Consider the following 23,259-nt stretch of genomic DNA (forward strand, 5'->3'; position numbering starts at 1 on the left):
CCTCGCCTCCGCCTCACTCCCGCTCTTCTCGCACGCGGCGTGCGCCTTCCACCACGCCCGCCCCTGCGAGGCTCCCGCCGCATCGGGCGTCCGCCCGCGCCCCCGCCCGCCGCGGGCCGCCCCCGCCCGCTCAGTGGCCCGTCATCGCGCTGTACACGTTGAGACCGGCCAGCACCAGAATCCCGGTCGCGGCGACGATCACCAGCCAGGAGCCGAGGCCGATCCGCCGCTTCCCCCGGCGCCGCCGCCGGGCCTCCGGCTGGGGGCGCGGCGCAGCCGCCGTCGGCGTCTCGACGGCGCTGGCGGCCTCGGCCAGCAGACGGCGGCAGGCCGCGGCCAGTTCCTGCGTTCCGCTGGCGAGTTCGATGACGATCTCGGAGCGCGCGGGAGCGGTGGTGCCGCCGTCGAGGATGCGTCCCGCCCGTATGAGGACCTGGTCCTGGGAGCCGGTGGGGGCGAGGCTGATCCACCGTTGGACGTGGTCGCCGCGGATGACCATGGTGCCCGACCGCTCGCGGTACACGGTGTGCCGCTGCCACAGGACGGCGGCCAACTGGTGGGCTGTTTCAGCGAGGTGCGCTCGCAAGGTCCCCCCTCGTCGTGGTGTGTTCAGGACAAGGGGGGACCCTACATGGAGGCAGCCACCGGTCTTCGCCGGGTCCGATCGATGGCACGGAACCCCGCTCGGGCGGCCGGCACTCACGCTCCGATCGCGGTACGGCCCGGCCTTCGCCGTCCCCTCGGCAGGCACACAACAGGCACAGGACGGGCCGGAACAGGCCAGGACAGGCACACGGCAGACGCGGCGGGTGGCCGTGAAGGCGACCGCGAATCGCCCTGGTTCGCCCCGCACGCCTTCGTCTCCTCCCGCAAAGGCACGACCGTGCCGGGCCCCCGCACCGGAGCGGACCGGAGCGCCCGCTACGACACCGTCCGCGCCGCCGCCCGGAGCGCCGCGATGGCCGGGCGGTCCCGTTCCCCCGCCGACCAGCCGAGCGCCAAGTGGCAGTCCGGGAGGTCCGTGACGTCGCGGTAGCACACGCCGGGCCAGGGATACAGGCGGCGCAGGGAGGCGGGCGCGAAGGCGATGGCGTGGGCCTCGGCGACGGTCAGCAGCAGTTCCTCCACGGTCGTCACCGCGGGGCCCTGCCGGATGGCCGCGCCCTGCGGAGAGGGGTCGCCCGACCAGGAGCCGTGCGGGGCGCGCGGGTGGTCCGACGGGAGGTCGATCACCGGCCGGCCGGCGAGCCGGTCCAGGGTCAGCCGTTCGTACGCGGCCAGCGGGTCGCCTGCCGGGAGGCAGACCACGCGGCGTTCGGTCGTCAGCCGCTGGTCCTGGACGCCGGGCGGTGCCGGGGCGTACGAGAAGACCGCGTCGGCTTCGCCGGTCAGCGGCGCGTGCGGCAGTTCCACGAAGTTCAGGGCGCGCAGGTGGACGCCGAGTTCGGGGAAGCGGCGGTGCAGGGCGCGCAGGACCGCGCGGGGACGCGGCAGCGCGGGTGCGGCCCCGCTGAAGCCGATGGTCAGCCGTCCGGAGAGGCGGCGCGCCTGTTCGTCCGCGGCGTCGCGCAGCCGGCCCAGGCTCTCCACGACCGAGCGCGCCTCGGGGATCAGGGCGCGCCCGGCCTCGGTGAGTTCGACCGCGCGGCTGCTGCGGCGGACGAGGCGGACGCTCAGCCGGTCCTCCAGGGTGCGGATCTGCCGGCTGAGCGCGGGCTGGGTCATGAAGAGCCGGGCGGCGGCGCGGCCGAAGTGCAGTTCCTGCGCCAGGACCAGGAACAGGCGCAGCTGATGCGCGCTCGGTTCGGTGCGCAGACCGGCGAGGGGTGACGACAGTCCGGCGAGGGGTGATAACGGGGCAACGCCCGCGGGGTCGTTGTGACCACTCATGCACAAGAGGTTATCGATACGGCCCACTTTGTTGTCACCAATCCTCTACCCCTGCAACAGGACGACCAGGAGAATGCGCAACCTGCCACGAATCCGGCAGAACGAGTACGAGGGGGTTTCATGCACCGAGGCAGAGGCGCACTCTGTGCCGTGGCCGTCGCCGCGCTCCTGGCCACCGTGGAGCCGGCCGCGGCCGTGGCGCAGCAGCGTCAACAGGAGTCCCCGGCACAAGCGCCGGACACCACCCGCACCCAACGGATCGCCGGCGTCGACGTCCTCCCGCGGGACTACGGCACCGACGACTCCGCCGCACGCCCGTCCGCCGCCGCCATCCGGGCGTTCGGCAAGGCGTTCGCACTCGCCCAGCGGTATCCGGACGACTTCGGATACCCCTGGTTCGACGCGAAGACGAACCAGGTCACCGTCAATTCCGTCGGCGACCGCGGCCGTTCGCTCGCCGCCGGGCTCAAGAGCGACCAACCGGCGATCAAGGACGTCCGGCCCACCGCGCGCAGTTACCGCGAACTGGAACGCGTCAAGCACGAGGCCATCGGCCTGACCAGCAAGGACGTGCCGGACGGCGAGGCGATCTTCGAGACCGCGCTCGACGGGAAGAACGGCCGCGTCCTGATCACCGTCAAGCGGGTGACCACCCCGCTGGTGTCCGCGCTCGCCCGCCGCTACGGCGCCGAGTCCATCGCCGTCGTCCCCGGTTCCGAACGGCTCCAGGGCTCACCGCAGGACCGGAAGAACGACACCTCGCCCTTCTACGGCGGATCCACGATCAACGTGCCGGCCGGGGGATGCAGCAGCGGCTTCCCCTGGATCTACGGCGGCCAGTACATGATGGTCTCGGCCGGCCACTGCGCCTCCCAGGGCGGCTCGGTCTCCACCCCCGCCCAGAACATGGGCACGGTGACGGAGGGCACCCGCGAGAACTGGAACAACGGCGACGGCCAGGGCACCCAGCTCTTCCCGGGCCAGACCCGGTTCCGGGGCGACCTGTCGCTGATCGAGCTGGACCCGGGCCGGCAGAGCGTCGGCCGGGTCTACCGCGGCGGCCCCAACTCCGGCATCGGCGACTCCGCGTCCGTCCGCGGCATCTGGCAGCGCCGCGCCTTCTACGGCGACCAGTACTGCACCGACGGCGAGCGCACCGGCGAGCTGTGTGGCTGGCGGGTGTCCCGCTTCGAGTTCGACCACCGGTACAGCGACGGGACGGTGGTGCGCAACGCCGTGCGCGGCGTCAAGCGGCAGCAGTGCACCCTGGGCGGCGACTCGGGCGGTCCCCTCTACACGGTCAACGACGACGGCAGCGTGACCGGCAAGGGCATCCACAGCGGCGGTGGCGGCGGCGGTGACGACAGCTGGGGCGGCATCTTCGACCCCTGCTTCGAGATCTTCACCGACATCCGCGACGCGTGGGAAGGGCTGCCGGGGATTCCCCTGACGCAGTGACCCCGCACGACGCGGCCCGCCCGCCCGTGGCGTGCGGGGGCCGAGTCGACCGCCCCGCCCGTGACGTGCTGGCCGCGTTCGGCCCATGATGTGAACGAATCCGGTCGCGTTCGGCCCGTGATGCGGACGAAACCGGTCGCCCGACCCGCACGGACTCCGCGCACCACGCGGGCCGTCGGGCCCGTACGCCCGCCCCGTGAGGGTGACGCGTACGGGCCCGGCGCGCGCCTGCCGCCACAGGTGCCCTCGCTACGAACGGAGGGCGGGAGCGGGAGCGGGCAGGGAGGCCGCGCCGTCCCCCGGACCGGGCCCGTCGGACTCGGGCCTGGTGCCGATGACCACGGTGGCGTCCAGTTCGTCGCAGGAGACCACCCGGGGGACGAGCCCGGCGCGGGAGAAGCTCTCGACGGTCCAGGGCGTCTGCCGTTCGCTCGTCTCCACCAGCACGTGGCCGCCGGGCGCCAGCCACCGCGACGCCGCCGCGGTCACCCGCCGCTGCACGTCCAGCCCGTCCGCGCCCCCGTCCAGCGCCACCCGCGGCTCGTGGTCCCGGGCCTCCGGGGGGAGCAGCGCGATCGAGTCGGTGGGGACGTAGGGCGCGTTGGCGACCAGGACGTCGATACGGCCGCGCAGGTCGGCGGGCAGCGGCGCGTAGAGGTCGCCCTCGTAGACCCGGGCGTCGGCGGCGAGGTTGCGGCGGGCGCACCGTACCGCCGCGGGGTCGATGTCGACGGCGTACAACGCGCAGTTCACGGCGGCGGCCAGCGCGGCGCCCACCGCGCCCGAACCGCAGCACAGGTCCACGACGACGGCCCGCCCGGCGGTGGCGGTGGCCCGGCGGGCGAGGTCGATCGCCTGGCCGGCCAGGAACTCGGTACGGCGGCGGGGCACGAAGACCCCGGCGTCCACGGCTATGCGCAGGCCGCGGAACTCCGCCCAGCCCACGACGTGTTCCAAGGGCAGTCCGGCGACCCTCCGGTCCACCATGGCGTCGAGTTCGGCCGGCGTCCGCGCGGCGGAGGCGAGCAACCGCGCCTCGTCCTCGGCGAAGACGCAGCCGGCGGCCCGGAGCCGGTCGACGACGGAGGCCGGGGAAGCGACCGGGGCGGAAACGGCGGCGGCGGGGGAAGAGGGAACCGACATGAGGAGCCTTTCGGAAAACGAAGGGCGCCCTCCCGTTCACCTATCCCAGGTGAACGGCACGGTCGTGAGGGGAGGGCACCCGGCCTGGCACTGCGGGAATCGTCCTCACCTCCTCGGTCGCGCGCTGTTGGGAGCGGCAACATTACCCGAGCCGTCGCGGGAACCGGGCCCGGAGCCGCGCGTGATCTCCGTCGCAGGGCGGTGCGGGGTGGGCGTCGTCGCAGGGCGGTGCGGGGTGGGCACCGCCTACAGAGAACCGCGGAACAGCCCGTCCACCGCGGCCGTCGGCGCGGACGCGGACCGTGCCCCGCCCTCCACCGCCACCCGCTCGATCTCCGGCGCGGCACGGGTGACCGCGTCGCGGACGGCGCCGTCCAAGGTGACCGACGAGCAGGCGGAGCCGGGACCGGTGCTGCTCAGGCGGACCCGGGCGGTGGTCTCGTCCACGGCCAGGAGTTCCACGTCGCCGCCGTACTCCGTCAGCGTGGGCCGGACCTCTTCCAGGGCCCGGCGCACGCGGGTCTCCAGGGGCTCCGGGTGCAGTCCGTGCACGAACAGCAGGTGCCCCACCAGTTCGTCGGCCAGCAGCGCGGGCAGCAGGCCGCCGCAGTCGGCCCGTGACACGTGCGCCATGACCCGGGCCAGGCACTGGCCGTAGAGCTCGACCAGCGCGTGCAGGGTCTCCAGGGCGTGGTCCCGGGCCGCCGTGTCCGGCAGCGCGTCCAGCGCGGCCAGCATCCCTTCGGTGTGGGCCACGTGGCGGCGGGCCGCGTCGTCCTCCCAGGGCATGTCCGCAGTCCTCCGTTCTGCGCGTACGTGCCGGCGTCCGGCCCTTCCGTCCTCGTTCAGGCCCGCGCTCTGCCGGCGGGTTTCTCCCTCGTCCTCCCCGGCCCGGTGATCGAGCGGAGGGTGCGGACGAACGGGCCGTAGACGCTCGCCGGGACGGGCGGCGTGCCGCGGCCGGGCGGGCCACCCGGACTCGTCGTCGCGGGGGGCCACCGGAAGCGGGTCTCCCCGGAACCGGACGTCACCGGCTCGCGCCCCATGAGCCGTCCGCCCTTCCTCGTCTCCCTCCGGCGGTCACCGGACCACCGGTCACATCCGGCCCCGCCGCGTACGCCCGGTCCGACCGACCGGCCGTCTCCGGCCCACCGTCGCACGGCGCGGTCGTCGCGGCCATCGGGGCGCCGCCGTAACAGTGACACCGGACGCCGCGAACCCCGGGATTCGCACCCTCACGAAATGCATATCGAGGCCCCCGACACGCATGGAGGCAATTCCCCATTCGGCCGGTTCCGAATGGAGCAGGCCCCTCGTTTAGCCGGGGAAAGGGCAGGGGAACAGACCGGGGGTTCGCCGACCAGATCGTGGACCGCGCCCGCGTCACCCAGCGACGAACGGAGAACCGACCGATGGTCGAGCTTCAGCCGGAGACCACGACGGAGGTCGTGGCGGAGAACAGGCGGGTCAGCGCCGGTATCCGCGTACGGGGCTGGCTGACGACGACCGACCACAAGGTGATCGGGAACCTCTATATGGTCACCTCGTTCGGGTTCTTCCTGCTGGCCGGACTGCTGGCCATGCTGATGCGGACGGAATTGGCCCGGCCGGGGCTCCAAATCGTCAGCACCGAGCAGTACAACCAGCTCTTCACCGTGCACGGCACGATCATGATGCTGCTGTTCGCGACCCCGATGTTCACCGGTCTCGCGAACGCGGTGATGCCGTTGCAGATCGGCGCTCCCGACGTCGCGTTCCCCCGCCTCAATGCCCTGACCTACTGGCTGTATTTCCTCGGCGGCCTGATCGTGATCTCCGGTTTCCTCACTCCGGAGGGTGCCGCGCATTTCGGCTGGTTCGCCTATACGCCGCTCAGCGGCCCGCTCTATTCGCCGGGTGCGGGCGGCACGCTGTGGGCGATGGGACTGGTGCTCTCCGGGGTCAGTACAACGCTGGGCTCGGTCAATTTCATCGCCACCATCGTGTGCCTGCGCGCCCCGGGCCTGACGATGTTCCGGATGCCGATCTTCACCTGGAACGTGCTGTTCACGTCCATCCTGGCGCTGCTGGCGTTCCCCGTGCTGACGGCGGCGCTGCTGGCCCTGGTGGCGGACCGGAAGTTCGGGGCGCACGTCTACGATCCGGCGTTCGGGGGCGCGCTGCTGTGGCAGCACCTGTTCTGGTTCTTCGGCCATCCGGAGGTCTATATCGTCGCGCTGCCGTTCTTCGGTGTGGTGACGGAGATCATCCCGGTGTTCAGCCGCAAACCGATTTTCGGTTACGTCGGGATGGTCGGCGCCACCATCGCCATCACCGTGCTGTCGGCGGTGGTGTGGGCCCACCACATGTTCGCCACGGGCGCGGTGCTGCTGCCGTTCTTCTCGGCCACGTCGTTCATCATCGCGGTGCCCACGGGGGTGAAGTTCTTCAACTGGATCGGCACGATGTGGCGCGGCAGCCTCTCGTTCGAGACGCCGATGCTCTGGGCGACGGGATTCCTGATCACCTTCCTGCTGGGCGGCCTGAGCGGCGTCCTCATCGCGTCACCTCCCCTCGACTTCCACGTCACCGACTCGTACTTCATCGTGGCCCATCTGCATTACGTCCTCTTCGGCACCGTGGTCTTCTCCATGTTCGGCGGTTTCTACTTCTGGTGGCCCAAGTGGACCGGGCGGATGCTCGACGAGCGGCTCGGGAAAATCCATTTCTGGTCCCTGTTCACCGGATTCCAGGCGACCTTCCTCGTGCACCACTGGCTCGGCGAGCAGGGAATGCCGCGCCGGTACGCGGACTATCTCGCGAGTGACGGATTCACCCTCCTGAACACCGTCTCCTCCATCGGCTCGTTCCTGCTGGGCCTTTCCACGCTGCCGTTCCTCTACAACGTGTGGCGAACGTCCCACCGCGCGCCCAAGGTCCGGGTCGACGACCCTTGGGGGTGGGGCCGTTCCCTGGAATGGGCGACGAGTTGCCCACCGCCCCGGCACAATTTCCACGCCCTGCCCCGTATCCGTTCCGACTCCCCCGCGTTCGACTTCCACCACCCCGAGGCGATCGGCCCGGTACGCGCCCGGCAGGGCCGCGAGGAACCGACTCCGGACCCCCACGGGGAGGCATCGGGATGACGTCCACGACCGGGGCACCGGGCCCCGGCCCGTACACGGGGAGCCGCACATGAAGGTGGAGGCATATCTGTTCGCCGGGGTCGCGTTCTTCTTCCTGGTGACCGACGTCCTGTATGCCGTGGGTTCCCGGGAGCCCGCCGGCATCGCGGCGCTGACCATGTCCTTCGTCATGCTGACGCTGATCGGCTTCTATTTCGGGGTGATGTACCGCAGGAAAGGCCGGCGCCCCGAGGACCGCAAGGGCGCGGAGATCCGCGAGCGGGTCGGGCGGCTGGACTTCTTCCCCCCGCACAGCGTTTACCCGGTGCTGACCGCCACCGGGAGCGCGGTGTTCGCCGTGGGCGTGGTGTACGGCCTGTGGCTCGCGCTCATCGGGCTCGGGGTGCTGCTGGGCGGCGCGTTCGGGCTGGTCTTCCAGTTCGCCGGGCGCGAGGACTGAGCGGACCGGGGGAACGGGGCCGCGCTACTCCGTCCCCTCCCCCACCCGCTCCGGCTCCGCCGTCGTCTCCGCGATCCGCTGCCGCTGCTCCCGCGTCGCGGGCAGCTCCACGCGGTCCCGGTAGTACCAGTGGCTGAGCGCCGCCCGCAGCCGGTGCCGGCGCGGTGCCGTGCCCTTGCCCTCGGGCGGCGGCAAGGGGCGCGGGTTCTCCCGCACCAGGAGGCGGTAGCGCCGTTGCGCGCTGAGCCCGCGGTGCCCCTCGTCGAGCTGCCCGTACACGGTCTGCGTCACCTCGCCGGTCTCGTCGCCCTCCTCCAGCAACTGCCCGTCGTGCGCCTGGAGCGCCAGGCACATCCGCTTGGTGACGACGAACGCGAGCAGCGGCGCCACGATGAGCGCGATCCGGAGCACCCAGGTCAGCGCGTTGACGGAGAGCCGGAAGGAGTAGGCGATGACGTCGTTGCCGCCGGCCGTGAGCAGGACCGCGTAGAAGACGACGGCCGCCACGCCCAGCGCGGTCCGGGTCGGCCGGTTGCGGGGCCGGTCGCACAGGTGGTGTTCCGTGCGGTCGCCCGTCACCCATTTCTCGAAGAGCGGGTAGAGGAACAGCACCAGGAAGAGGAGCGCGGGCAGTACCACCGTCGGTACGACGACGTTCCACATGATGGTGTGCCCGGCCACATCGCTCTCCCACGGCGGCATCAGCCGCAGGCCGCCTTCGAGGAATCCGACGTACCAGTCGGGCTGCGCGTCGGTGGATACCTGGTCGGGGCGGTAGGGACCGTAATTCCAGATCGGGTTGATCTGCGCCAGGGCGCCGGTCACCGCCAGCACGCCGAAGACCATCAGGAAGAGTCCGGTGGATTTGGCCGTGAACCGCGGGTACATCGGCTGGCCCACCACATTCCGGTTGGTCTTCCCCCGGTCGGCCCATTGGGTGTGCTTGAGGTAGACGACCATCACGAGGTGCACGCCGACCAGCGCGAGCAGCAATCCGGGCACGAAGAGGACGTGCAGGATATACAGCCGGGGAATGATGATGTGGCCGGGATACTCGCTGCCGAAGACGAAGAACTGGAGATAGGTGCCGACGACCGGAATCGAGCCGACGATGGTCTGCGCGGTCCGCAGTCCCGTGCCCGACAGGAGGTCGTCGGGCAGGGAATATCCCGCGAATCCCTCCAGCATCGCGAGCATGAACAGCGTCACCCCGATGGTCCAGTTGCCCTCGCGCGGTCGGCGGAAGGCCCCCGTGAAGAAGATCCGCAGCATGTGCACGGCGATGGCGGCGACGAAGACCAGGGCCGCCCAGTGGTGGATCTGCCGGATGAGCAGGCCACCGCGCACCCCGAAGCTGAGTTCCACCGCGGAGGAGTACGCCTGCGTCATGGTCTGGCCGTGCAGCGGGGTGTACGCGCCGTGGTAGGTGCTCTCGGTCATGCTGGGGTCGAAGAACAGCGTGAGGTAACTGCCGGTGAGGACGAGGACGAGGAAGCTGTAGAGCGCCAATTCCCCGAGCATGAAGGACCAGTGGTCGGGGAACGCCTTGCGCAGCAGTTCCCTGGCCAGGTCCGCGAGCGGAAACCGCCGGTCCAGCACGGTGAAACCGGTGCGCGCGACGGTCACGGCCCGGGCGTTCGCCCGCGCTTTCCGCTTCCGGAACAGCATGTCCCACTCTCCTGACCGTTCTGCGCCACTCGCCGCGATCCCGCGCACGGTCCGGTGCGGCATTCGGGTGGCCCGTGGCCGGGACGGGACTTATCAATAACCCGTGACCGGCGGAATCAATCCGGACGGCCCCGGGAGTCCCTGCCACCGCAACCCGCTCGGACCCGCCGGAAAAGCGTCAGGAGAGACGGGTCTCGCGTTTCCCGTCAGGATTTGCTGCCGGGTTCGTTGCGCCGGGCCTCGAAGCCCGTATGCCCGTTGGGGCACCGCGGAATGGTGTCGCCCTTCTTCACGTGGACCTTCTCGTGGCAGCGGGCGCAAAAGAAGTCCCCGGTCTTCTGCGCCTTTTCTCCGGCGTGCGCGGTCACCGTTCCTGTTCCCCTTTCGCCTTTCACCCCTTCGGGCGCCGGTCCTCACTCCCCCGACGGGTAGGTCTCCTCCTCGCCCGTCCCGCGTTCGTACGGGTGCAGGGGCTCCAGCGCGCGCGTGCGGTCCAGGTACAGGAAGGCGTCGTACCGCTCGCCGAGCACCGTGGGGACGTAGTTGCCCCAACGTTCGGCGTCCGGCCGGTAGACCACGCCGATCGCGCGGTGGTCCAGCGTGCGGCGGCGCCAGCTCGTGTTCCGGCCCTCGCCCGGCGGCCACACGAACAGCGCCGAGCCGTCCGGGAGCGCCCGGTGCAGCAGGTGTTCCACGCTGCCCGTCCTGGCCGGCGGGACGGTCATCGCCTCGGGCGTCTCCCCCCAGCCGCGGGCCGCGATCACCGTGCCTTCGTACGAACCGAAGCCGACCAGCACGACCTCGTCCCGCGTGTACCGCTCCCGCAGCAATTGGCCGACGTTGACCATCCCGGCGTCCGCCATGTCCGTGGCCCGGGCGTCGCCGACGTGGGTGTTGTGCTCCCAGAGGACGGCCTTGGCCCCGGGGCCGTGGTGGGTGATCAGCCGGTCGAGGGTGTCGGCCATGTGGTGGTCGCGGATGTTCCAGGACTCGGGTCCGCCGCGGACCATGGCCCGGTAGTAGCGCTCGGCGCCGGCCAGCACCTCCGCGTTCTGCCAGGCGGCGAACTCCGCGAGGCGGCCGTCGGACGGCCGCTCTCCGGCCCGCCGCCGCAGCCCGGAGAGCAGGGAGACCACCTCGGGCTCGCAGCCCTCGGACACCAGCCGGGTGGCCAGGGCGTAGGTCTGCGGGTCGGGCGCGTACGGCTCGAAGCAGTGGTAGGCGGCGAGCGCGTCCGGCACCTGGTCGGGGGCGTGCTCGCGCAGGTGGTCCAGTACGGCGTGCAGCGAGTCCCACAGGCTGTAGACGTCGAGCCCGTAGAAGCCGACGCGCCGGTCGGCGGGCAGCGTCCCGTTGTGCTCGCGCAGCCACCGGGCGAAGCGCAGGACGTCCGTGTTGGCCCACATCCATCGCGGCCAGCGGGCGAACTCGTCCAGCGTCTCCTTGGGGTCGCCGGGAGCGTCCGGCGCGGCGGTGACGCTGCAGTGCAGCGCCTGGCAGTCCGGCCAGTCGCCCTCCACCGCGACGAAGGAGAAGCCCTTCTCCTCGATCAGGCGCCGCGTCAGGTCGGCCCGCCACCGGTAGAACTCCGCGGTGCCGTGCGACGCCTCCCCCACCGCCACGTACGGCGCGTCGCCGATCCGTTCCATGAGGGGGTCCAGCGATTCGGGGCCCGTCAGCGGCAGCGCCTCGTCCCGTACGGCCGTCACCTCGTCGTACGCGCCGGTGGCGGGGGCCATCACGCGGCCTCTCCATCCATTCGGACGAACCAGTCCCGGGCGGCGGTCGCCACCTCTTCCAGGGCGCCGGTCTCCTCGAAGAGGTGCGTGGCCCCGGAGACGACGTGGAAGGCGTACGGGGCGGTCAGCCGCTCGGCGGCCTGCTGGTTCAGCCGCAGCACCTCGCGGTCCTCGCCGCCGACGACCAGCAGCACCGGCGCCCGCACCTCGGTCAGCGCGGCACCCGCCAGGTCCGGGCGCCCGCCGCGGGAGACCACGGACCGCACGCGCTCGGGCCGCTCGGCCGCCGCCGTGAGCGCCGCCGCGGCCCCCGTGCTCGCGCCGAACAGGCCCACCGGGAGGTCGCCGGTGGACGCCCGGCCGGCGAGCCAGTCGATCGCGGCGACCATCCGCCGGGCCAGCATCGGCACGTCGAACCGCAGCTCGGCCGTGGCCATGTCCACCCGCTCCTCCTCCGAGGTGAGCAGGTCCAGGACCAGCGTCCCCAGGCCCGCACGCCGCAGCACCTCGGCGACGGACCGGTTGCGCGGACTGTGCCGCGAGCTGCCGCTCCCGTGAGCGAAGCCCACCACACCCCGCGCCTCCTCGGGCACCGCCAGGTCACCGACCAGCGTGGCCCCGTCGGCGTCGATGTGGACGGTCCCTGCTTCCGGCCCCATGGGCCACACCTCCCGCGGCACCGGGTGCCCGCGCTCGCCTGCATCCCTCCCCCGAGACCCCGGCTCCTGGCCGGCCCCGGGGCAGACTGTCGTGCTGTCCGTGGCGGGTACCCAGCGGTGGTGAGGGCGTAACTACGGCCGTCCGGGGGTTCCGGGACGGGGGTGGGGACGCGTTGGCGGGGTTCTCCAGCCGGGCGCCGGGCGGGGGCGCGGGGATAGGGCACGGTAGCCGTCTGGGGCACAGCTTTGTCATATCGCTCACGCGTACGCACTAGTGCCCGAAATGGGCTACCCAAAGGGGATCTATTCCGGCATTCTGCTGGGCGTCAGCATCTTTGATAGCTGGACCAGCAGGTGAGTTTCCCTCCTCGCGTTGTAAAGTCGATGGCGTACACGGTTGCCTTTCGCCATGTACGCAGGAGCCCCTTGGCGGGCTGCCGGGAGAAGGTCGGAACCAGGCAACTGGATCCTCCACCAGATGGTGGCAGTGGCCCCCGGAGCCCCCCAAGGGGCTTTCTGTCGTCTCAGGGCACGTTCCACTTGTGCCACCAGCACCGCTCGGTCACGAAGGACGGATCCCCCAGGATCTTGACGCCATACCCGAGCAGCGCACCCGGACGGGAACGGTGGAGCTGGTGCTTGCACAGCAGCAGATTCGCCGCACAGTCGTCATCGTCCGGCACACCACTGAGAGCAACGTTGAGCAAGCCCGCGTGCAGGTCGGCGAATTGGATGCCGTCCCAGTCCGTCCCCGTCCACACCGGCGGCCACTTGACGGCCCGCCAGGGTACGTCCGGATCGCCGGCGCCACCCCGCCGCACCTCGTCCAGGTAATCGGCAGTGTCGCCGTGGTCCATGCCCCGCACCGCGCCCAGCCGTACGACCGCCAGTCGCGGGCCGCCCTCCCACCGCTCGGCCGCGTAGGCGACGCGTTCAAGGAGAAGCCGCGTGGTGTAGTTGTAGAAGCGGACGCCGTCGGCCAGGCCCTCGTAAAAGCGCACCGCGGTCTTGGGCACGATGACGTGCGAGACCTTTGCCGACGGCATGAGCGCGAGCTGCCGGGCCGCGTGGTTTCGGCGCTGCGCGTGCTTGCGCTTGAAGTGCTCGACCCAGTGGAGCGGGGCGGTCGTCTCGGGTCGGCTCCGGTGGATCAGGGCACGCAGCCCGCCCGCGGTGACCCGGACGTTCCAGTCGTCCTCCGCCGGGACCATGAGTGCCGTCATGGCGAAGAACGTCGATGACTTCTCCTGGAAACCGCGGTCACCGGTCTCGTCCACGTAGACGTGGAGCCGGGGCGGCTGAACGACGCGCGCGCCGGACGCGGGCGCCGCGCTCATCGGTTCCGCCGGACAGTAGGCGCGCAGGCGCCAGGGTCGTCGTGCACCACGGGAGCCGGACTCCTTCGATCTCGCCCCTGGGTTGGTCGGCCCGCCCAGGGTTTACTCCTGTTATCACCGTCCGCTCAGCCCCCAGCTACACGTCCGGTTGGACGACGTTACACCCGTTCCTCGGCCAATCGGGTAATTTCCTTGGTTACTTATGAGTTGACCTGTAAGAAGTCCAACTCCCCTCCTGAGCAGCCGTGTTCCCATGACAATTCGCAGGAGGAAATCTTCGAACCGGTCGGTATGCGGGAGGGCGCACCGATCGCGGCCTGCGCTGTTTCTCCGGGAGCGGCTTATCGATCAGTTCCACCTTGCCCTTCGGAAGCCGCCGGTTCGCTCCAGGCACCTTGCCTCGCCGGCGTCGCCGCCGCGCACTGGCCGGTCCCGCCTTGATACATGGCGACGCCGGTTCCCGGGCCCACCGCGCCCGGAAACCGGCGTCGTTCCGGACCTCGCCCCGTCCGCCGAAGACGAAGCCCGGATTACCGCCGCAGCGAGCAGGTCGCCCGGGCGGTCTTGTCCGGGTTGCTTTCCGAGCGGGCGGTGAGGGTGATCCGGCCGTGCCGGTCGGCGTCGCCGCGCGCCGCGACGGCGACCTCGACGTCGACCGAGTGGCCGGCCTTGGCGGTGGCGAGGCGGTTGGGGAGCCAGGCCGACCAGCCGCGGCCGGAGGCCTGGGCGGTGAGGCGGTAGACGTCGGAGGTCAGGTACGGGTCGACGTTCTCGGGGTGGCCCGCGGTGCCCTGGGGGACGGCGCGGCCGGTGTTGGTGAGCTCGAAGGTGCACGCGGCGCCGCCCTTGGACGGACGGCCCTCCGCCTCGCCACGATCAAGGTCCACGCCTCGGCGCTGCGGGCCGGCGCCGTCCAGGGACTTGACGGCGACCGTGTACGACAGGACGCCGGACCGGCCGCGCCGGATGTCCAGGACGTAGAAGTGCAGCCGGTTGGCCTCGTCGACGTACTCGTACTCGCTGCCGGAGTCGGCGCCGGCGTGGAAGAGGGCGTCGCTGAGCTGGCGGTAGTCGCCCATGGTGATCTTCTGCGGGGTGCCGTCGGGGCGCCGGAAGTCCACCAGGTCGATGTCCTCTGGGTGTGCGTCGATCACCCAGGCGAAGGGGGCGTCGTCCTGGTTCTTGGTCTTGGTGACCAGGACGCCGTTGTCCGGGGTGAAGGAGTCCATGCCCATGCGGTCGACGACCTCGACGGTGTAGTTCTCGTAACCGCCACCGTCGCACAGGGGGTCGGTGTCGCGGTCGCAGGACGGGGACAGATCGCGGCCCATGGTGATGTTGAGGCCGGAGAGCCCCTTGCGTCCGGGCGGCGCGGAGCGGGCGGTGACCTGGGCGACGACCAGGCCGGACTTCTTGAGGGCGTCCCGGTCCAGGCGCAGCACGTTCTTCTCGTCGACGATGCCGAGCTTGAGCTTGTCGCGCAGGATGTGGTGGGAGCCCATCGATCCGCCGTCCGTGGCCGGTATGCGCCAGCGGGTGTGCGGGCCTCCGGGGCCGTTGAACGAGCCGCGCGAGAGCATGCTCCAGATGCCGGTGTAGGCGCGGCTCAGCGGGGTGCCGTAGGGGTTGTTGTAGTTGTCGGCGATGCCGAGGATGTGGCTGAGTTCATGGGCGTAGACGGCCATGCCGGAGCTCTCGGCCTGGGTGGAGGAGCCCTGTGTGGCGTTGGGCCAGATGCGGGCGGCGGCGGCCCAGGAGGTCCACGGGACGTAGCGGGTGCGGCCGGTGTTGCCGCCGCCGGGGACGGGAGCGGGCGGGCCCCAGGCGGCGGGCACGTCCCGCGGCGTGGCGAACTTCATCGGCCCGAACTCCTGCCAGGTGGCGGACTCGTCCTGGCCGGCGGTGAGGTAGAAGACGAAGTCGAACGCGGCGGCGCCGTCGGGACCGACCTCGTCGAGCCAGGCGGCCTTGCCGTCGGCCCGGATGTCCTTGTCGCAGGTGTCCCCGGTGGGGCAGGATCCGGGGTTCATCCGGTCGTCGATGCCGTACTGGTAGGACTTCCACGGCATCCGGTAGACGCCGAACGCGGTCAGGTCGACGCCGATCCGGCCGCCGCTGTCCTCCATCCAGTACTCGTTGATGGTGTGGCCGCGGTTGAGCTTGCCGGGTTTGTTGAGGAAGTCCTCGTAGAACTGAGGCAGTTTCTCGCGGGGGACGTTCGCGGCGCCGCGCTGCGGATTGCCGAAGAGGGTGGACCCGGCCGGCCGGCTGACCGTGAACTCCTCGTCGGGGTAGTCCAGGAGGACGAGGGCGCCCTTGAACGTCCGCTGCGTCGGTTCGGCGTCCGGGTCGGCCCAGTCGGTGCCGGGCACGGCGCGGTAGTCGGCCCAGGTCATGTCGTCGGGGTTGCGCCAGCGCTGCGGGTCGATGGGCTGGACGAGGCCCGCGCGGGCCTCGGGCGCCGGGTCGGGGGTCGCCCGAGCGGGCCCGGCGGCGACGGCCGCGGCCAGCACGCCCGCGAGCAGCGCGATCGTGCCGGTCCGGCGGACGCCCCTGCGGGCGGGTCTGTGACGGTGGGGCATGGCTCACCTCTTGTCCTTCGGATGGCTCGCGGCCCCGGCCCCCATGGGCGATCGGGCAAGGACATGACAAGCCATACGGGCGAACGGTATGCCTTTCGGTATGCCTTCTCGGTATGCCTTTCGTGGCCACGGTAAGCCGGGGAGGATGTCGATACCAGGGCGCATGTTCGACGTGCGGGTGGCGGGGGAGGCAGGCGGGCCCGTGCGCGAGCGGGCAAGCGCACGAGGCGGGCGGGCCCGTGATGGTGCGCCGCCCGGCGCTTCGTCCGGGCGTACGGGCGCCCTGGACACCACCCACGGTGCCCGTCCTCGCAGCGCGATCCGCCGCGCCCTTTCACCGTCACAGGGACGCGCCCGGGAAGCCGGGGGTGGCGCTCCTCCCAAGCAGCACCGGAGTGCAAACCCTCCTCGTAGCCCACTCCGCGTATCGGTACTGGGCAATCGCAGTGGCGCTGACAGGAATCTTGTTGGTCATCCTGGTGACTTCCTGCTACCTCGACTGGCGGCACTTCCGCGCGCGAACCAATGAGCCTTCGGTCCGCCCGGGCCCGTGACCGGTACGGCGCAGGCCCGTGGCCACCCCCGCGATGGGGGGTGGCCACGGGCCGTTTCCCGCAGGCGGACGGACCGGCCGGTGGCCGGGTGGCGTCCCGCGCTTCCCGTGAGCGTTCGTGCTCCGGGGGCGACGCGTCGTCAGCTCACCGCCCGGCGGCGCGTCGCGTCACACCTTCTCCTCTTCGGGGACCACGACGTTCTCCGGGACGCGGTCCTCGCTCGGCCGGGGAGCCGGGCGGTGGCGCTCCTCCCAGGTGGCGAGGGCGGCGGCGCAGGCGTGGTCGAGGTGGCGCAGGCCGGAGAGGTCCAGGCGGATCTCTCGGTCCTTGGGCAGTGCTTCGAGCTGGTCGAGGAGCTTGGGCAGGCGCAGGAAGGTCGCGTTGCCGAGCGCGCGGACGCGCAGCGGCGCGGCCGGGTCCGGGTTCTCCTCGATCTCCAGGTGGACGTGCGAGGTCTCCCAGGCGGTCTTGGCGACGGCCAGCAGCAGACCGATCAGGACGCCCTCGAACATGTTCGTGACCACGATGGCGATCGCGGTCGCGGCCAGCACGACGGCCTCGCCCCGGTGTTCACGCCACAGCGGCAGGAAGTCCTTGACCGGCAGCAGCTTCCACCCGGCGTGCACCAGCACACCGGCCAGCGCGGCCAGCGGGATGATGCCCAGCGCGGCCGGGAAGGCGGCGGCGAACACCAGCAGCCACACCCCGTGCAGCACCCGCGACAGCTTCGTCCGCGCCCCCGCCTGCACGTTCGCCGCACTCCGGACGATCACCGCGGTCATCGGCAGCGCGCCCAGGACACCGCACACCGTGTTGCCGGCGCCCTGCGCCATCAGCTCCTTGTCGTAGTCCGTGCGCGGCCCGTCGTGCAGCCGGTCCACCGCCGCCGCGCTGAACAGCGACTCCGCCGACGCGATCAAGGTGAACGCGAGCACCGTGCCGATCACGCCGACCTCGGCGAGCCGGCCGAGGTCGGACAGGCCCGGCGGCTGGATGGCGCCCAGCAGGCCCTTGACCTCGACCCGGGCCACCGGCAGGTCCAGCACCGCCACCGCCGCGGTCGCCAGCGCCACCGCGGCCAGCGGCGCCGGCAGCACCCGCGCCGCCCGCCGCCACTTCGGCCACAGCACCAGGACCGCGATGGTGCCCACACCGATCGCCGCCGCGGACAGGGTCGCCGGTGCGGCCAGGGTGTCCACCACCAGGCGCGGCAGCCCGGCGATGTTGGCGGGGCCGCTGCCCGGCGCCTTGGCGTCGGCCAGCGCGTAGAGCTGCCCGGCGATCAGGACGAGGCCGATACCCGCGAGCATCCCCTGCACCACGGCCACCGAGATGGCCCGGAACCACCGGCCCAGCTTCAGCGCCCCCATGGCGAGCTGGAGCAAGCCCGCGGCCAGCACCAGTACGCCCAGGGCGCCGACGCCGTACTCCTTGACCGCCTCGTAAACGAGCACGGTCAGACCCGCCGCCGGCCCGCTGACCTGAAGGCTGCTGCCCGGCAGCAGCCCCGTCAGCAAACCGCCGACGATGCCGGTGACGAGCCCGAGTTCGGCCGGCACCCCCGAGGCCACGGCCACGCCGACGCACAGGGGCACGGCGACCAGGAACACGACGAGGGAGGCGGTGAAGTCCGCGCGGAAGTGCGTCGCTCGTTTGGTCCGCTGCATCTTGTCCACGTTCGCCTTCACAGAGGGAGGAAAGAGTCGGTGGCCGCCTCGTACGCCGAGACCTGGGCGGTGTGCACCTCGTAGAACCAGCCGTGCAGGTTCACCTCGCCGGCGTCCAGGCGTTCGCGTACGCAGGGGTAGTCGCGCAGCCGGTCCAGTTGTTCGCGGACGTGCCGCTGGACGGCGGTGGCGACGGTGGGGGCCTCGTCCCGGGGCAGTTCGTCGGACAGCTGGCGGGCCAGCCAGTCCTGTACGGAGGGGACGCCGGTCAGGTCGTCGCCGCGGGCCTTGGCGCCGACCGCCCCGCAGTGGGAGTGGCCGCAGACCACGATGTCGGCGACGCCCAGGACGCGCGTCGCGTACTCGATGGTGGCGGCCTCCGCACTGGCCGGCTCATCGGGGACATAGGTGGGCACGGCGTTGCCGGCCGTGCGCAGTTCGAAGAGTTCGCCGGGCCGCGCCCCCGTAATCAGGGACGGGATGACCCGGGAGTCGGAGCAGGTGATGAACAGGGCGAGCGGCGCTTGGCCGGCCGCCAGGCGCCCGAAGGTCTCCCGCTCCTCTCGGTGTCGGGCGATGCGGTCGTTGAGGCCGCGAGCGTGCTGGATGAAGGTCTCCACGAGGAGGTGTCTCCTGCTGGTGTCAGTGCCACTGAGGGATGTGGCAGGAACATGTGCGCGTCGGTGGTGAGCGGGACTCTCAGCAGCGGAACACGCAGTGCAGGAGACAGATCGGGATCGGCTGCGGGCGGGCGGCGGCCCTCGACCGCAGGGTGGGCTCCGGGTCCGCGTCGCCGTGCGCGCGGTCGGGCGGGCACAGCCGCGCCCGTCGCTCCGGAAGGGGCGTGCCACGGCGGAGGTGCACCCGTTCGGCGTCCCGCACGCCGCCGTCCGCGCAGGTCTCGGCGGTTTCCTGGACGGCCGGGGCGGCCGGTTTGTACGGGGCGGGCGCCGGCTTCGGCACCCGCCCGCCCGCCGCCGCGGACGGGGCCGCGCTCGCGGGCGAGGCCAGGAGCAGGGACAGCGCCGTCAGGAGGACGGCGAGGACGAACCCGGTCAGCGGAAACGCTCCCGCCGTCTTCCGGCTCCCGCGCATCGCCACCCCCTCGGCTCGTCCGTTCGGCCGCTCCTCCGGCTCCGCCGTGCCCCCTGGAACGGGCTGGTCACGGCGTCTCGTCGGGGCCGCCGACGGCGCCCCGGTCACAAGTCGATTCCACCATTCCGGCAGCGGCTCTGAAAAGCGAATATTTCGCCATATATGGCGTAACAATGTACGACGTCGCTCCAAAGGGCTTGGGTTATCCGACAGTTCCGTGGGCGACGGGCCGAAAGGGCGCGGCAGGGCGGCCGGTTCGCCATGGGGCGTGGACCGAGAACGGCGCGCGAACGAACCGGAAGACCGCGACCGGGCCACCGGCTCGTCACGAGTCGCGGACGAAGAACGGCGCGCGAACGAACCGAAGGACCGCGACCGGGCCACCGGTTCGTCACGGCGCCGGGACGAAGAACGGCGCACGGAGGCCACGTTGCCGTGGTTCCCGGGCGCCGCGCTCACGTCCGCTCCCGTGGTCGCGATGGTCGTGCGGCCGGTGTCGCGGCCGTCTTCGGACGGCGCGCGGCGAGCGCGGCCACCGGGACGACGGCGAGCGCGAGGACGCCCCCGGCCACCCCCAGGAAGGTGTAGCCGCCCGCCGCCACCAGCGGCCCGGACACCAGGCCGCCGGTCGCGCCGGCGACCGACGCGCCCACGTCCACCAGGCCTTGCAGGGACGCCCGGTTGGCCGGCGGCAGCGCCTCGGTGACCAGCGCGGTGCCGCTGACGAACCCCAGGTTCCAGCCGACGCCCAGCAGGACGAGGGCCACCGCCAACGCCGCCACCGAGTGCGGCGACGCGAACGCGGCGACCAGCCCGGCCGCCAGCAGCACGGGCCCGGACGCGATGGCGACCCGTACCCCGCCGAACCGGTCGACGAGCAGGCCGGTGAGCGGCGAGGGCACGTACATGGCGCCGACGTGCAGGGCGATGACCAGTCCGGCCGCCGAGGTCGCGTGCCCGTGGGCCCGCATGTGGACCGGCGTCATCGTCATGATCGCGATCATGACGAGCTGGACGAGGACGATGACGGCGGTGCCGGTAGCGACCCCGCGCACCCGCACCCGGCCGACGGACCCGCCCGCCTGCCCGCCGTCCGGCTCCGGCTCCGCGGCGGCGCGCTCGCGCGCGCGGAGCAGCGGGTCGGGGCGCAGGAAGAGGCCCAGGACGAGCGCCGCCGCCGTGTACGCGACGACGGCCAGCAGGAACGGCCCGGCAAGCCGCGGGATGCCCCAGGCGTGCGCCACGTCACCGGTGACGTCGACCAGGTTCGGGCCGATCACCGCGCCGAGCGTGGTGGCAAACAGGACGGTGCTCAGCGCCCGCCCCCGGCGCGCGGGCGCCGCCAGGTCCGCCCCCGCGTACCGGGCCAGCAGGTTGGTCGCGGTCCCCGCTCCGTACACGGCGAGCGACGTGAACAACAGCATCACGCTGCCCACGACCGCCGCGACCACGACGCCCAGGCTGCCGAGCGCCGCACCGCCGTACCCCACGGCGAGGCCGGGGCGGCGTCCCCAGCGCTGGCAGAGCCGTCCCACCCCCACCGCGCCCACGGCCGCCCCGGCCGTGAACAGGGCGCTGGGCACCCCGGCCAGGCCGGTCGAGCCGAGCATCTCCTCGGCGAGCAGGGCGCCGACGATGATCCCGGCGGCCAGGCCCGCGCCGCTGAGCACCTGGGCGACAACCAGGACGGTCAGGACGCGTCGTTGGGCGGGGTCCTCCCCGGTGTCGCGGAAATCGGGTGGGGCCGGGTCGTCGGTCCGAGCCGTCATGATTCCTTCCCGTGCGGTGCGGGGTCGTTGCCGAGTCGTTCCGGGTCACCGGGTGGTTCTTACGGGCCCGGGGCGGCGGCTCAGGCGGCGGTCAGGGGTTCCAGCGCCGCGATCTCCTCCAGCGACATGTTCATCCGCTGGTGGAGGAAGCGGACGATCGTCCAGTGCGGCAGCGCGCCCTCGTCGAACGGGCCGAACTCCCGGCAGTACAGCGGTATCCAGCGCAGCGCCTCTTCGAGCGCCTGCTCCCGGCCCGGTTCCTCCTGGTAGTCCACGTACGCGATGCTGCGGTGCTCGATGAAGAACCGGCCCGGCAGCCGTTCCTCGCACAGCACCCGGTACTCGCGGGTCTGGAGGATCAGGTAGTGCCAGATCTCGTCGATGTCCTGCTCGACGGGCAGGAAGAGGCCGCTGAGCTGCTCGCGGTGGCGGGAGATGAGGTAGAGGTAGCGCAGGCATTCGAGGACCTGGCGCTCCACGTAGCTCCGCGGCGCGTCGGTGCGGTCGGCGAAGTACGCCGCCACCTCGTCGTACAGCGCGTCGCCGAGCAGGGCGCGCAGGTCGTCGACGGACACGCGCGGGGGCGCGGCGGCGGACGCCTGCGCCCGGCCGGCGGCGGACGCCTCGGGCGGTGCGGTCGTCGGGGTGGACGGCGTGGGCGTCGCGTGCGTCATCGTGGTTCTCCGTGCGTCGTCGTGGGGTTCCCGGGCGGCGGGCCGGCGCCTCCGTCCGCCGTGGGCGCTGCCGGACCGGCGGATCGGGAGGGACCGGCGGCGGTCGGATCAGTGGTCGTGCGCCAGCCAGGCGTACTTCCCCGACTTGCCGATGGGGACGTGCGGGCGGTGCTCGGCGCGGCAGCGCAGGCCGGTCAGTTCGCCGACGCCGTCCTCCAGGGCGGCGGTCGCCTCCGCGTCGAGGGGCGCGTCGTCGAAGGTCGTGTAGTGCAGCGCGGACTCCCCCGGGCCGGTGACGCGCAGTTGGTGGACGAAGACGCGGGGCGAGGCCGCCGCGACCCGGTCGTCCAGGTCGCCCTGCGCGACGGGGCCGTGCGGCGCCGGGAGCAGTTCCTTCTCCCGGCCGCAGAAGCGGGTGATCCGTTCCGGGTCCGGCGTCCCGTCGAGGGTGCGGACGCAGTCCCCGGAGCGGTAGCGGACCAGCGGCATGTACGGATTGCGGACGCTGGTGACGATGAGGCTGTAGATCTCGCTCCCCGGCGCGACGGGAAGCAGTTCGACGCTCATCTTGTCCAGGTACGGCCGGTAACGGCCGCGGCGATCGCTGTAGTAGAGGTAGCCGAGTTCGGTGCTGCCGAACAGGTCGATCACCGAGCACGCGAAGTGCTGCGCGAGGAAGCGCCGGACGTTCACCGGCGTGTACTCGTACGCGGTGATGATGCTGGCGGGCTCGGGGAACGCGTCCCACAGCCCCCACCGGCCGATCTTCCGGAGCAGGTGGGCCAGGTAGTAACCGGAGCAGTCCAGGTGGTACCGGCCTGCCGGGTGCGCCTCCTGGGCGGCGCGCATCTCCGCGAGCATCCGCTCGATCTCGTCCCGCTCCCACAGCGCCGGGTCGGCGCGCAGGTTGACGTAATGCGTGCGGTCGTCCAGCCGCCGGTCCTCCGGGGTCGGCACCGGATCCGGGTCCACGCCGCGCTTGCGGGCGTTGACCCGGGCGACGTGCTCGGTCGCCAGCACGGTCGTCAGGGAGATCCGGCGGCACCCCTGGCGCCAGGTCTCCCCGATGTCCGGGTGCTCGCTCCACAGCTGGTAGTAGGACTTCAGCAGGAAGTACGGGGGCCGGATGATCCGCATCCGGGCGTGGTTGGTGCCCGTGGACAGGACGAATTCCGCCTCGCCCGCCTCCAGCGCCGCGGCGAGCCGGGGGGTCATCCAGTTGTCCGGGAAGCCGCGGGCGATCTCGGGTTTCTCCAGGACGGGGAAGTGGCCGCGCTCCAGTGAGGCGCGGTAGATCGGGATGTCCTTGATCTGGTCGAGGACATCGGCGGCCGGCTGACCGTCCATGGCGACCCCCGGGGGTGACGGCGAGCGAGACGCTCGGAACGGAAGCCCGCGGGGATACCCCGGGCCGGGGGAGGCGTGTCGGGGCGGGGCTCCCCTTCGGGAGCCGGTCCGCC

At 72.0% G+C, this 23,259-nt stretch carries 19 protein-coding genes; 3 read left to right on the forward strand and 16 right to left on the reverse strand.

Annotation, left to right across the window (positions count from 1 at the left end):
• Window positions 1-130: 130 nt before the first annotated feature.
• A complete protein-coding gene (locus ABZX96_RS36145; protein WP_355553250.1) occupies window positions 131-586 on the reverse strand; it encodes a hypothetical protein in 456 nt (151 codons plus the stop codon).
• A gap of 335 nt (window positions 587-921) precedes the next feature.
• Window positions 922-1,890: a LysR substrate-binding domain-containing protein gene (locus ABZX96_RS36150; protein ID WP_355553253.1), complete on the reverse strand. Its 969-nt coding sequence runs from the start codon at window positions 1,888-1,890 to the stop codon at window positions 922-924.
• A 120-nt stretch (window positions 1,891-2,010) separates the two neighbouring features.
• Between ABZX96_RS36150 and ABZX96_RS36155 the strand changes: the two genes are divergently transcribed.
• Entirely contained in the window at window positions 2,011-3,348 is a 1,338-nt protein-coding gene (locus ABZX96_RS36155) for a hypothetical protein (RefSeq protein ID WP_355553256.1), read from the forward strand.
• A 249-nt stretch (window positions 3,349-3,597) separates the two neighbouring features.
• Here ABZX96_RS36155 and ABZX96_RS36160 read toward each other — a convergent pair whose 3' ends face one another.
• A complete protein-coding gene (locus ABZX96_RS36160; protein ID WP_355553259.1) occupies window positions 3,598-4,491 on the reverse strand; it encodes a putative protein N(5)-glutamine methyltransferase in 894 nt (297 codons plus the stop codon).
• A 246-nt stretch (window positions 4,492-4,737) separates the two neighbouring features.
• Window positions 4,738-5,280: a NifU family protein gene (locus ABZX96_RS36165; RefSeq protein WP_355553261.1), complete on the reverse strand. Its 543-nt coding sequence runs from the start codon at window positions 5,278-5,280 to the stop codon at window positions 4,738-4,740.
• A gap of 623 nt (window positions 5,281-5,903) precedes the next feature.
• On the opposite strand from ABZX96_RS36165, the gene ctaD reads away from it, so the two are divergent.
• Entirely contained in the window at window positions 5,904-7,616 is a 1,713-nt protein-coding gene (ctaD, locus tag ABZX96_RS36170) for a cytochrome c oxidase subunit I (RefSeq protein WP_355553264.1), read from the forward strand.
• A 49-nt stretch (window positions 7,617-7,665) separates the two neighbouring features.
• Complete coding sequence (locus ABZX96_RS36175) at window positions 7,666-8,055, forward strand: cytochrome c oxidase subunit 4 (protein WP_355553267.1); 390 nt, start codon at window positions 7,666-7,668, stop codon at window positions 8,053-8,055.
• Window positions 8,056-8,079: 24 nt separating this feature from the next.
• Here ABZX96_RS36175 and ABZX96_RS36180 read toward each other — a convergent pair whose 3' ends face one another.
• From ABZX96_RS36180 to ABZX96_RS36235, 12 genes are all read right to left on the reverse strand, one after another.
• Window positions 8,080-9,723 carry a ubiquinol-cytochrome c reductase cytochrome b subunit gene (locus tag ABZX96_RS36180; RefSeq protein ID WP_355553270.1) on the reverse strand — a complete coding sequence of 548 codons (1,644 nt, stop codon included), beginning with the start codon at window positions 9,721-9,723 and terminating at the stop codon, window positions 8,080-8,082.
• A 206-nt stretch (window positions 9,724-9,929) separates the two neighbouring features.
• Window positions 9,930-10,091 carry a hypothetical protein gene (locus ABZX96_RS36185; RefSeq protein ID WP_355553273.1) on the reverse strand — a complete coding sequence of 54 codons (162 nt, stop codon included), beginning with the start codon at window positions 10,089-10,091 and terminating at the stop codon, window positions 9,930-9,932.
• A 45-nt stretch (window positions 10,092-10,136) separates the two neighbouring features.
• Window positions 10,137-11,462 (reverse strand): erythromycin esterase family protein, encoded by a 1,326-nt coding sequence (locus tag ABZX96_RS36190; protein WP_355553276.1) that lies wholly within the window; start codon window positions 11,460-11,462, stop codon window positions 10,137-10,139.
• Entirely contained in the window at window positions 11,462-12,121 is a 660-nt protein-coding gene (locus ABZX96_RS36195; RefSeq protein ID WP_355553279.1) for an alpha/beta fold hydrolase, read from the reverse strand. Before ABZX96_RS36195 ends, ABZX96_RS36190 begins: the two co-directional genes overlap by 1 nt.
• Before the next feature lie 524 nt (window positions 12,122-12,645).
• Window positions 12,646-13,458 (reverse strand): DUF3800 domain-containing protein, encoded by an 813-nt coding sequence (locus ABZX96_RS36200; protein WP_355553282.1) that lies wholly within the window; start codon window positions 13,456-13,458, stop codon window positions 12,646-12,648.
• A gap of 530 nt (window positions 13,459-13,988) precedes the next feature.
• Window positions 13,989-16,040 (reverse strand): M6 family metalloprotease domain-containing protein, encoded by a 2,052-nt coding sequence (locus ABZX96_RS36205; protein WP_355553284.1) that lies wholly within the window; start codon window positions 16,038-16,040, stop codon window positions 13,989-13,991.
• 721 nt (window positions 16,041-16,761) lie between these two features.
• Window positions 16,762-18,261 carry a SulP family inorganic anion transporter gene (locus ABZX96_RS36210; protein ID WP_355553306.1) on the reverse strand — a complete coding sequence of 500 codons (1,500 nt, stop codon included), beginning with the start codon at window positions 18,259-18,261 and terminating at the stop codon, window positions 16,762-16,764.
• 17 nt (window positions 18,262-18,278) lie between these two features.
• Window positions 18,279-18,881: a carbonic anhydrase gene (locus ABZX96_RS36215; RefSeq protein ID WP_355553289.1), complete on the reverse strand. Its 603-nt coding sequence runs from the start codon at window positions 18,879-18,881 to the stop codon at window positions 18,279-18,281.
• A gap of 79 nt (window positions 18,882-18,960) precedes the next feature.
• Window positions 18,961-19,356, reverse strand: coding sequence for a hypothetical protein (locus ABZX96_RS36220; protein WP_355553294.1), 396 nt, complete (start codon window positions 19,354-19,356; stop codon window positions 18,961-18,963).
• 455 nt (window positions 19,357-19,811) lie between these two features.
• Window positions 19,812-21,125: an MFS transporter gene (locus ABZX96_RS36225; RefSeq protein ID WP_355553297.1), complete on the reverse strand. Its 1,314-nt coding sequence runs from the start codon at window positions 21,123-21,125 to the stop codon at window positions 19,812-19,814.
• 80 nt (window positions 21,126-21,205) lie between these two features.
• On the reverse strand, window positions 21,206-21,799 hold the full coding sequence (locus ABZX96_RS36230; RefSeq protein WP_355553300.1) for a hypothetical protein: 594 nt from the start codon (window positions 21,797-21,799) through the stop codon (window positions 21,206-21,208).
• Window positions 21,800-21,907: 108 nt separating this feature from the next.
• A complete protein-coding gene (locus tag ABZX96_RS36235; protein WP_355553303.1) occupies window positions 21,908-23,146 on the reverse strand; it encodes a hypothetical protein in 1,239 nt (412 codons plus the stop codon).
• Window positions 23,147-23,259 lie beyond the last annotated feature (113 nt).

Origin of the sequence: Streptomyces sp. NPDC003077 (genome assembly GCF_040611095.1) — a bacterium.
In the GTDB taxonomy this organism is placed as follows: Bacteria; Actinomycetota; Actinomycetes; order Streptomycetales; family Streptomycetaceae; genus Streptomyces.

Coding starts and splice junctions, on each gene's coding strand:
- ABZX96_RS36150 (WP_355553253.1), bottom strand. CDS start 1,890: ATGAGTGGTCACAACGACCCCGCGGGCGTTGCCCCGTTATCACCCCTC.
- ABZX96_RS36155 (WP_355553256.1), top strand. CDS start 2,011: ATGCACCGAGGCAGAGGCGCACTCTGTGCCGTGGCCGTCGCCGCGCTC.
- ABZX96_RS36160 (WP_355553259.1), bottom strand. CDS start 4,491: ATGTCGGTTCCCTCTTCCCCCGCCGCCGCCGTTTCCGCCCCGGTCGCT.
- ABZX96_RS36165 (WP_355553261.1), bottom strand. CDS start 5,280: ATGCCCTGGGAGGACGACGCGGCCCGCCGCCACGTGGCCCACACCGAA.
- ctaD (WP_355553264.1), top strand. CDS start 5,904: ATGGTCGAGCTTCAGCCGGAGACCACGACGGAGGTCGTGGCGGAGAAC.
- ABZX96_RS36175 (WP_355553267.1), top strand. CDS start 7,666: ATGAAGGTGGAGGCATATCTGTTCGCCGGGGTCGCGTTCTTCTTCCTG.
- ABZX96_RS36180 (WP_355553270.1), bottom strand. CDS start 9,723: ATGCTGTTCCGGAAGCGGAAAGCGCGGGCGAACGCCCGGGCCGTGACC.
- ABZX96_RS36190 (WP_355553276.1), bottom strand. CDS start 11,462: ATGGCCCCCGCCACCGGCGCGTACGACGAGGTGACGGCCGTACGGGAC.
- ABZX96_RS36195 (WP_355553279.1), bottom strand. CDS start 12,121: ATGGGGCCGGAAGCAGGGACCGTCCACATCGACGCCGACGGGGCCACG.
- ABZX96_RS36200 (WP_355553282.1), bottom strand. CDS start 13,458: ATGAGCGCGGCGCCCGCGTCCGGCGCGCGCGTCGTTCAGCCGCCCCGG.
- ABZX96_RS36205 (WP_355553284.1), bottom strand. CDS start 16,040: ATGCCCCACCGTCACAGACCCGCCCGCAGGGGCGTCCGCCGGACCGGC.
- ABZX96_RS36210 (WP_355553306.1), bottom strand. CDS start 18,261: ATGCAGCGGACCAAACGAGCGACGCACTTCCGCGCGGACTTCACCGCC.
- ABZX96_RS36220 (WP_355553294.1), bottom strand. CDS start 19,356: ATGCGCGGGAGCCGGAAGACGGCGGGAGCGTTTCCGCTGACCGGGTTC.
- ABZX96_RS36225 (WP_355553297.1), bottom strand. CDS start 21,125: ATGACGGCTCGGACCGACGACCCGGCCCCACCCGATTTCCGCGACACC.
- ABZX96_RS36230 (WP_355553300.1), bottom strand. CDS start 21,799: ATGACGCACGCGACGCCCACGCCGTCCACCCCGACGACCGCACCGCCC.
- ABZX96_RS36235 (WP_355553303.1), bottom strand. CDS start 23,146: ATGGACGGTCAGCCGGCCGCCGATGTCCTCGACCAGATCAAGGACATC.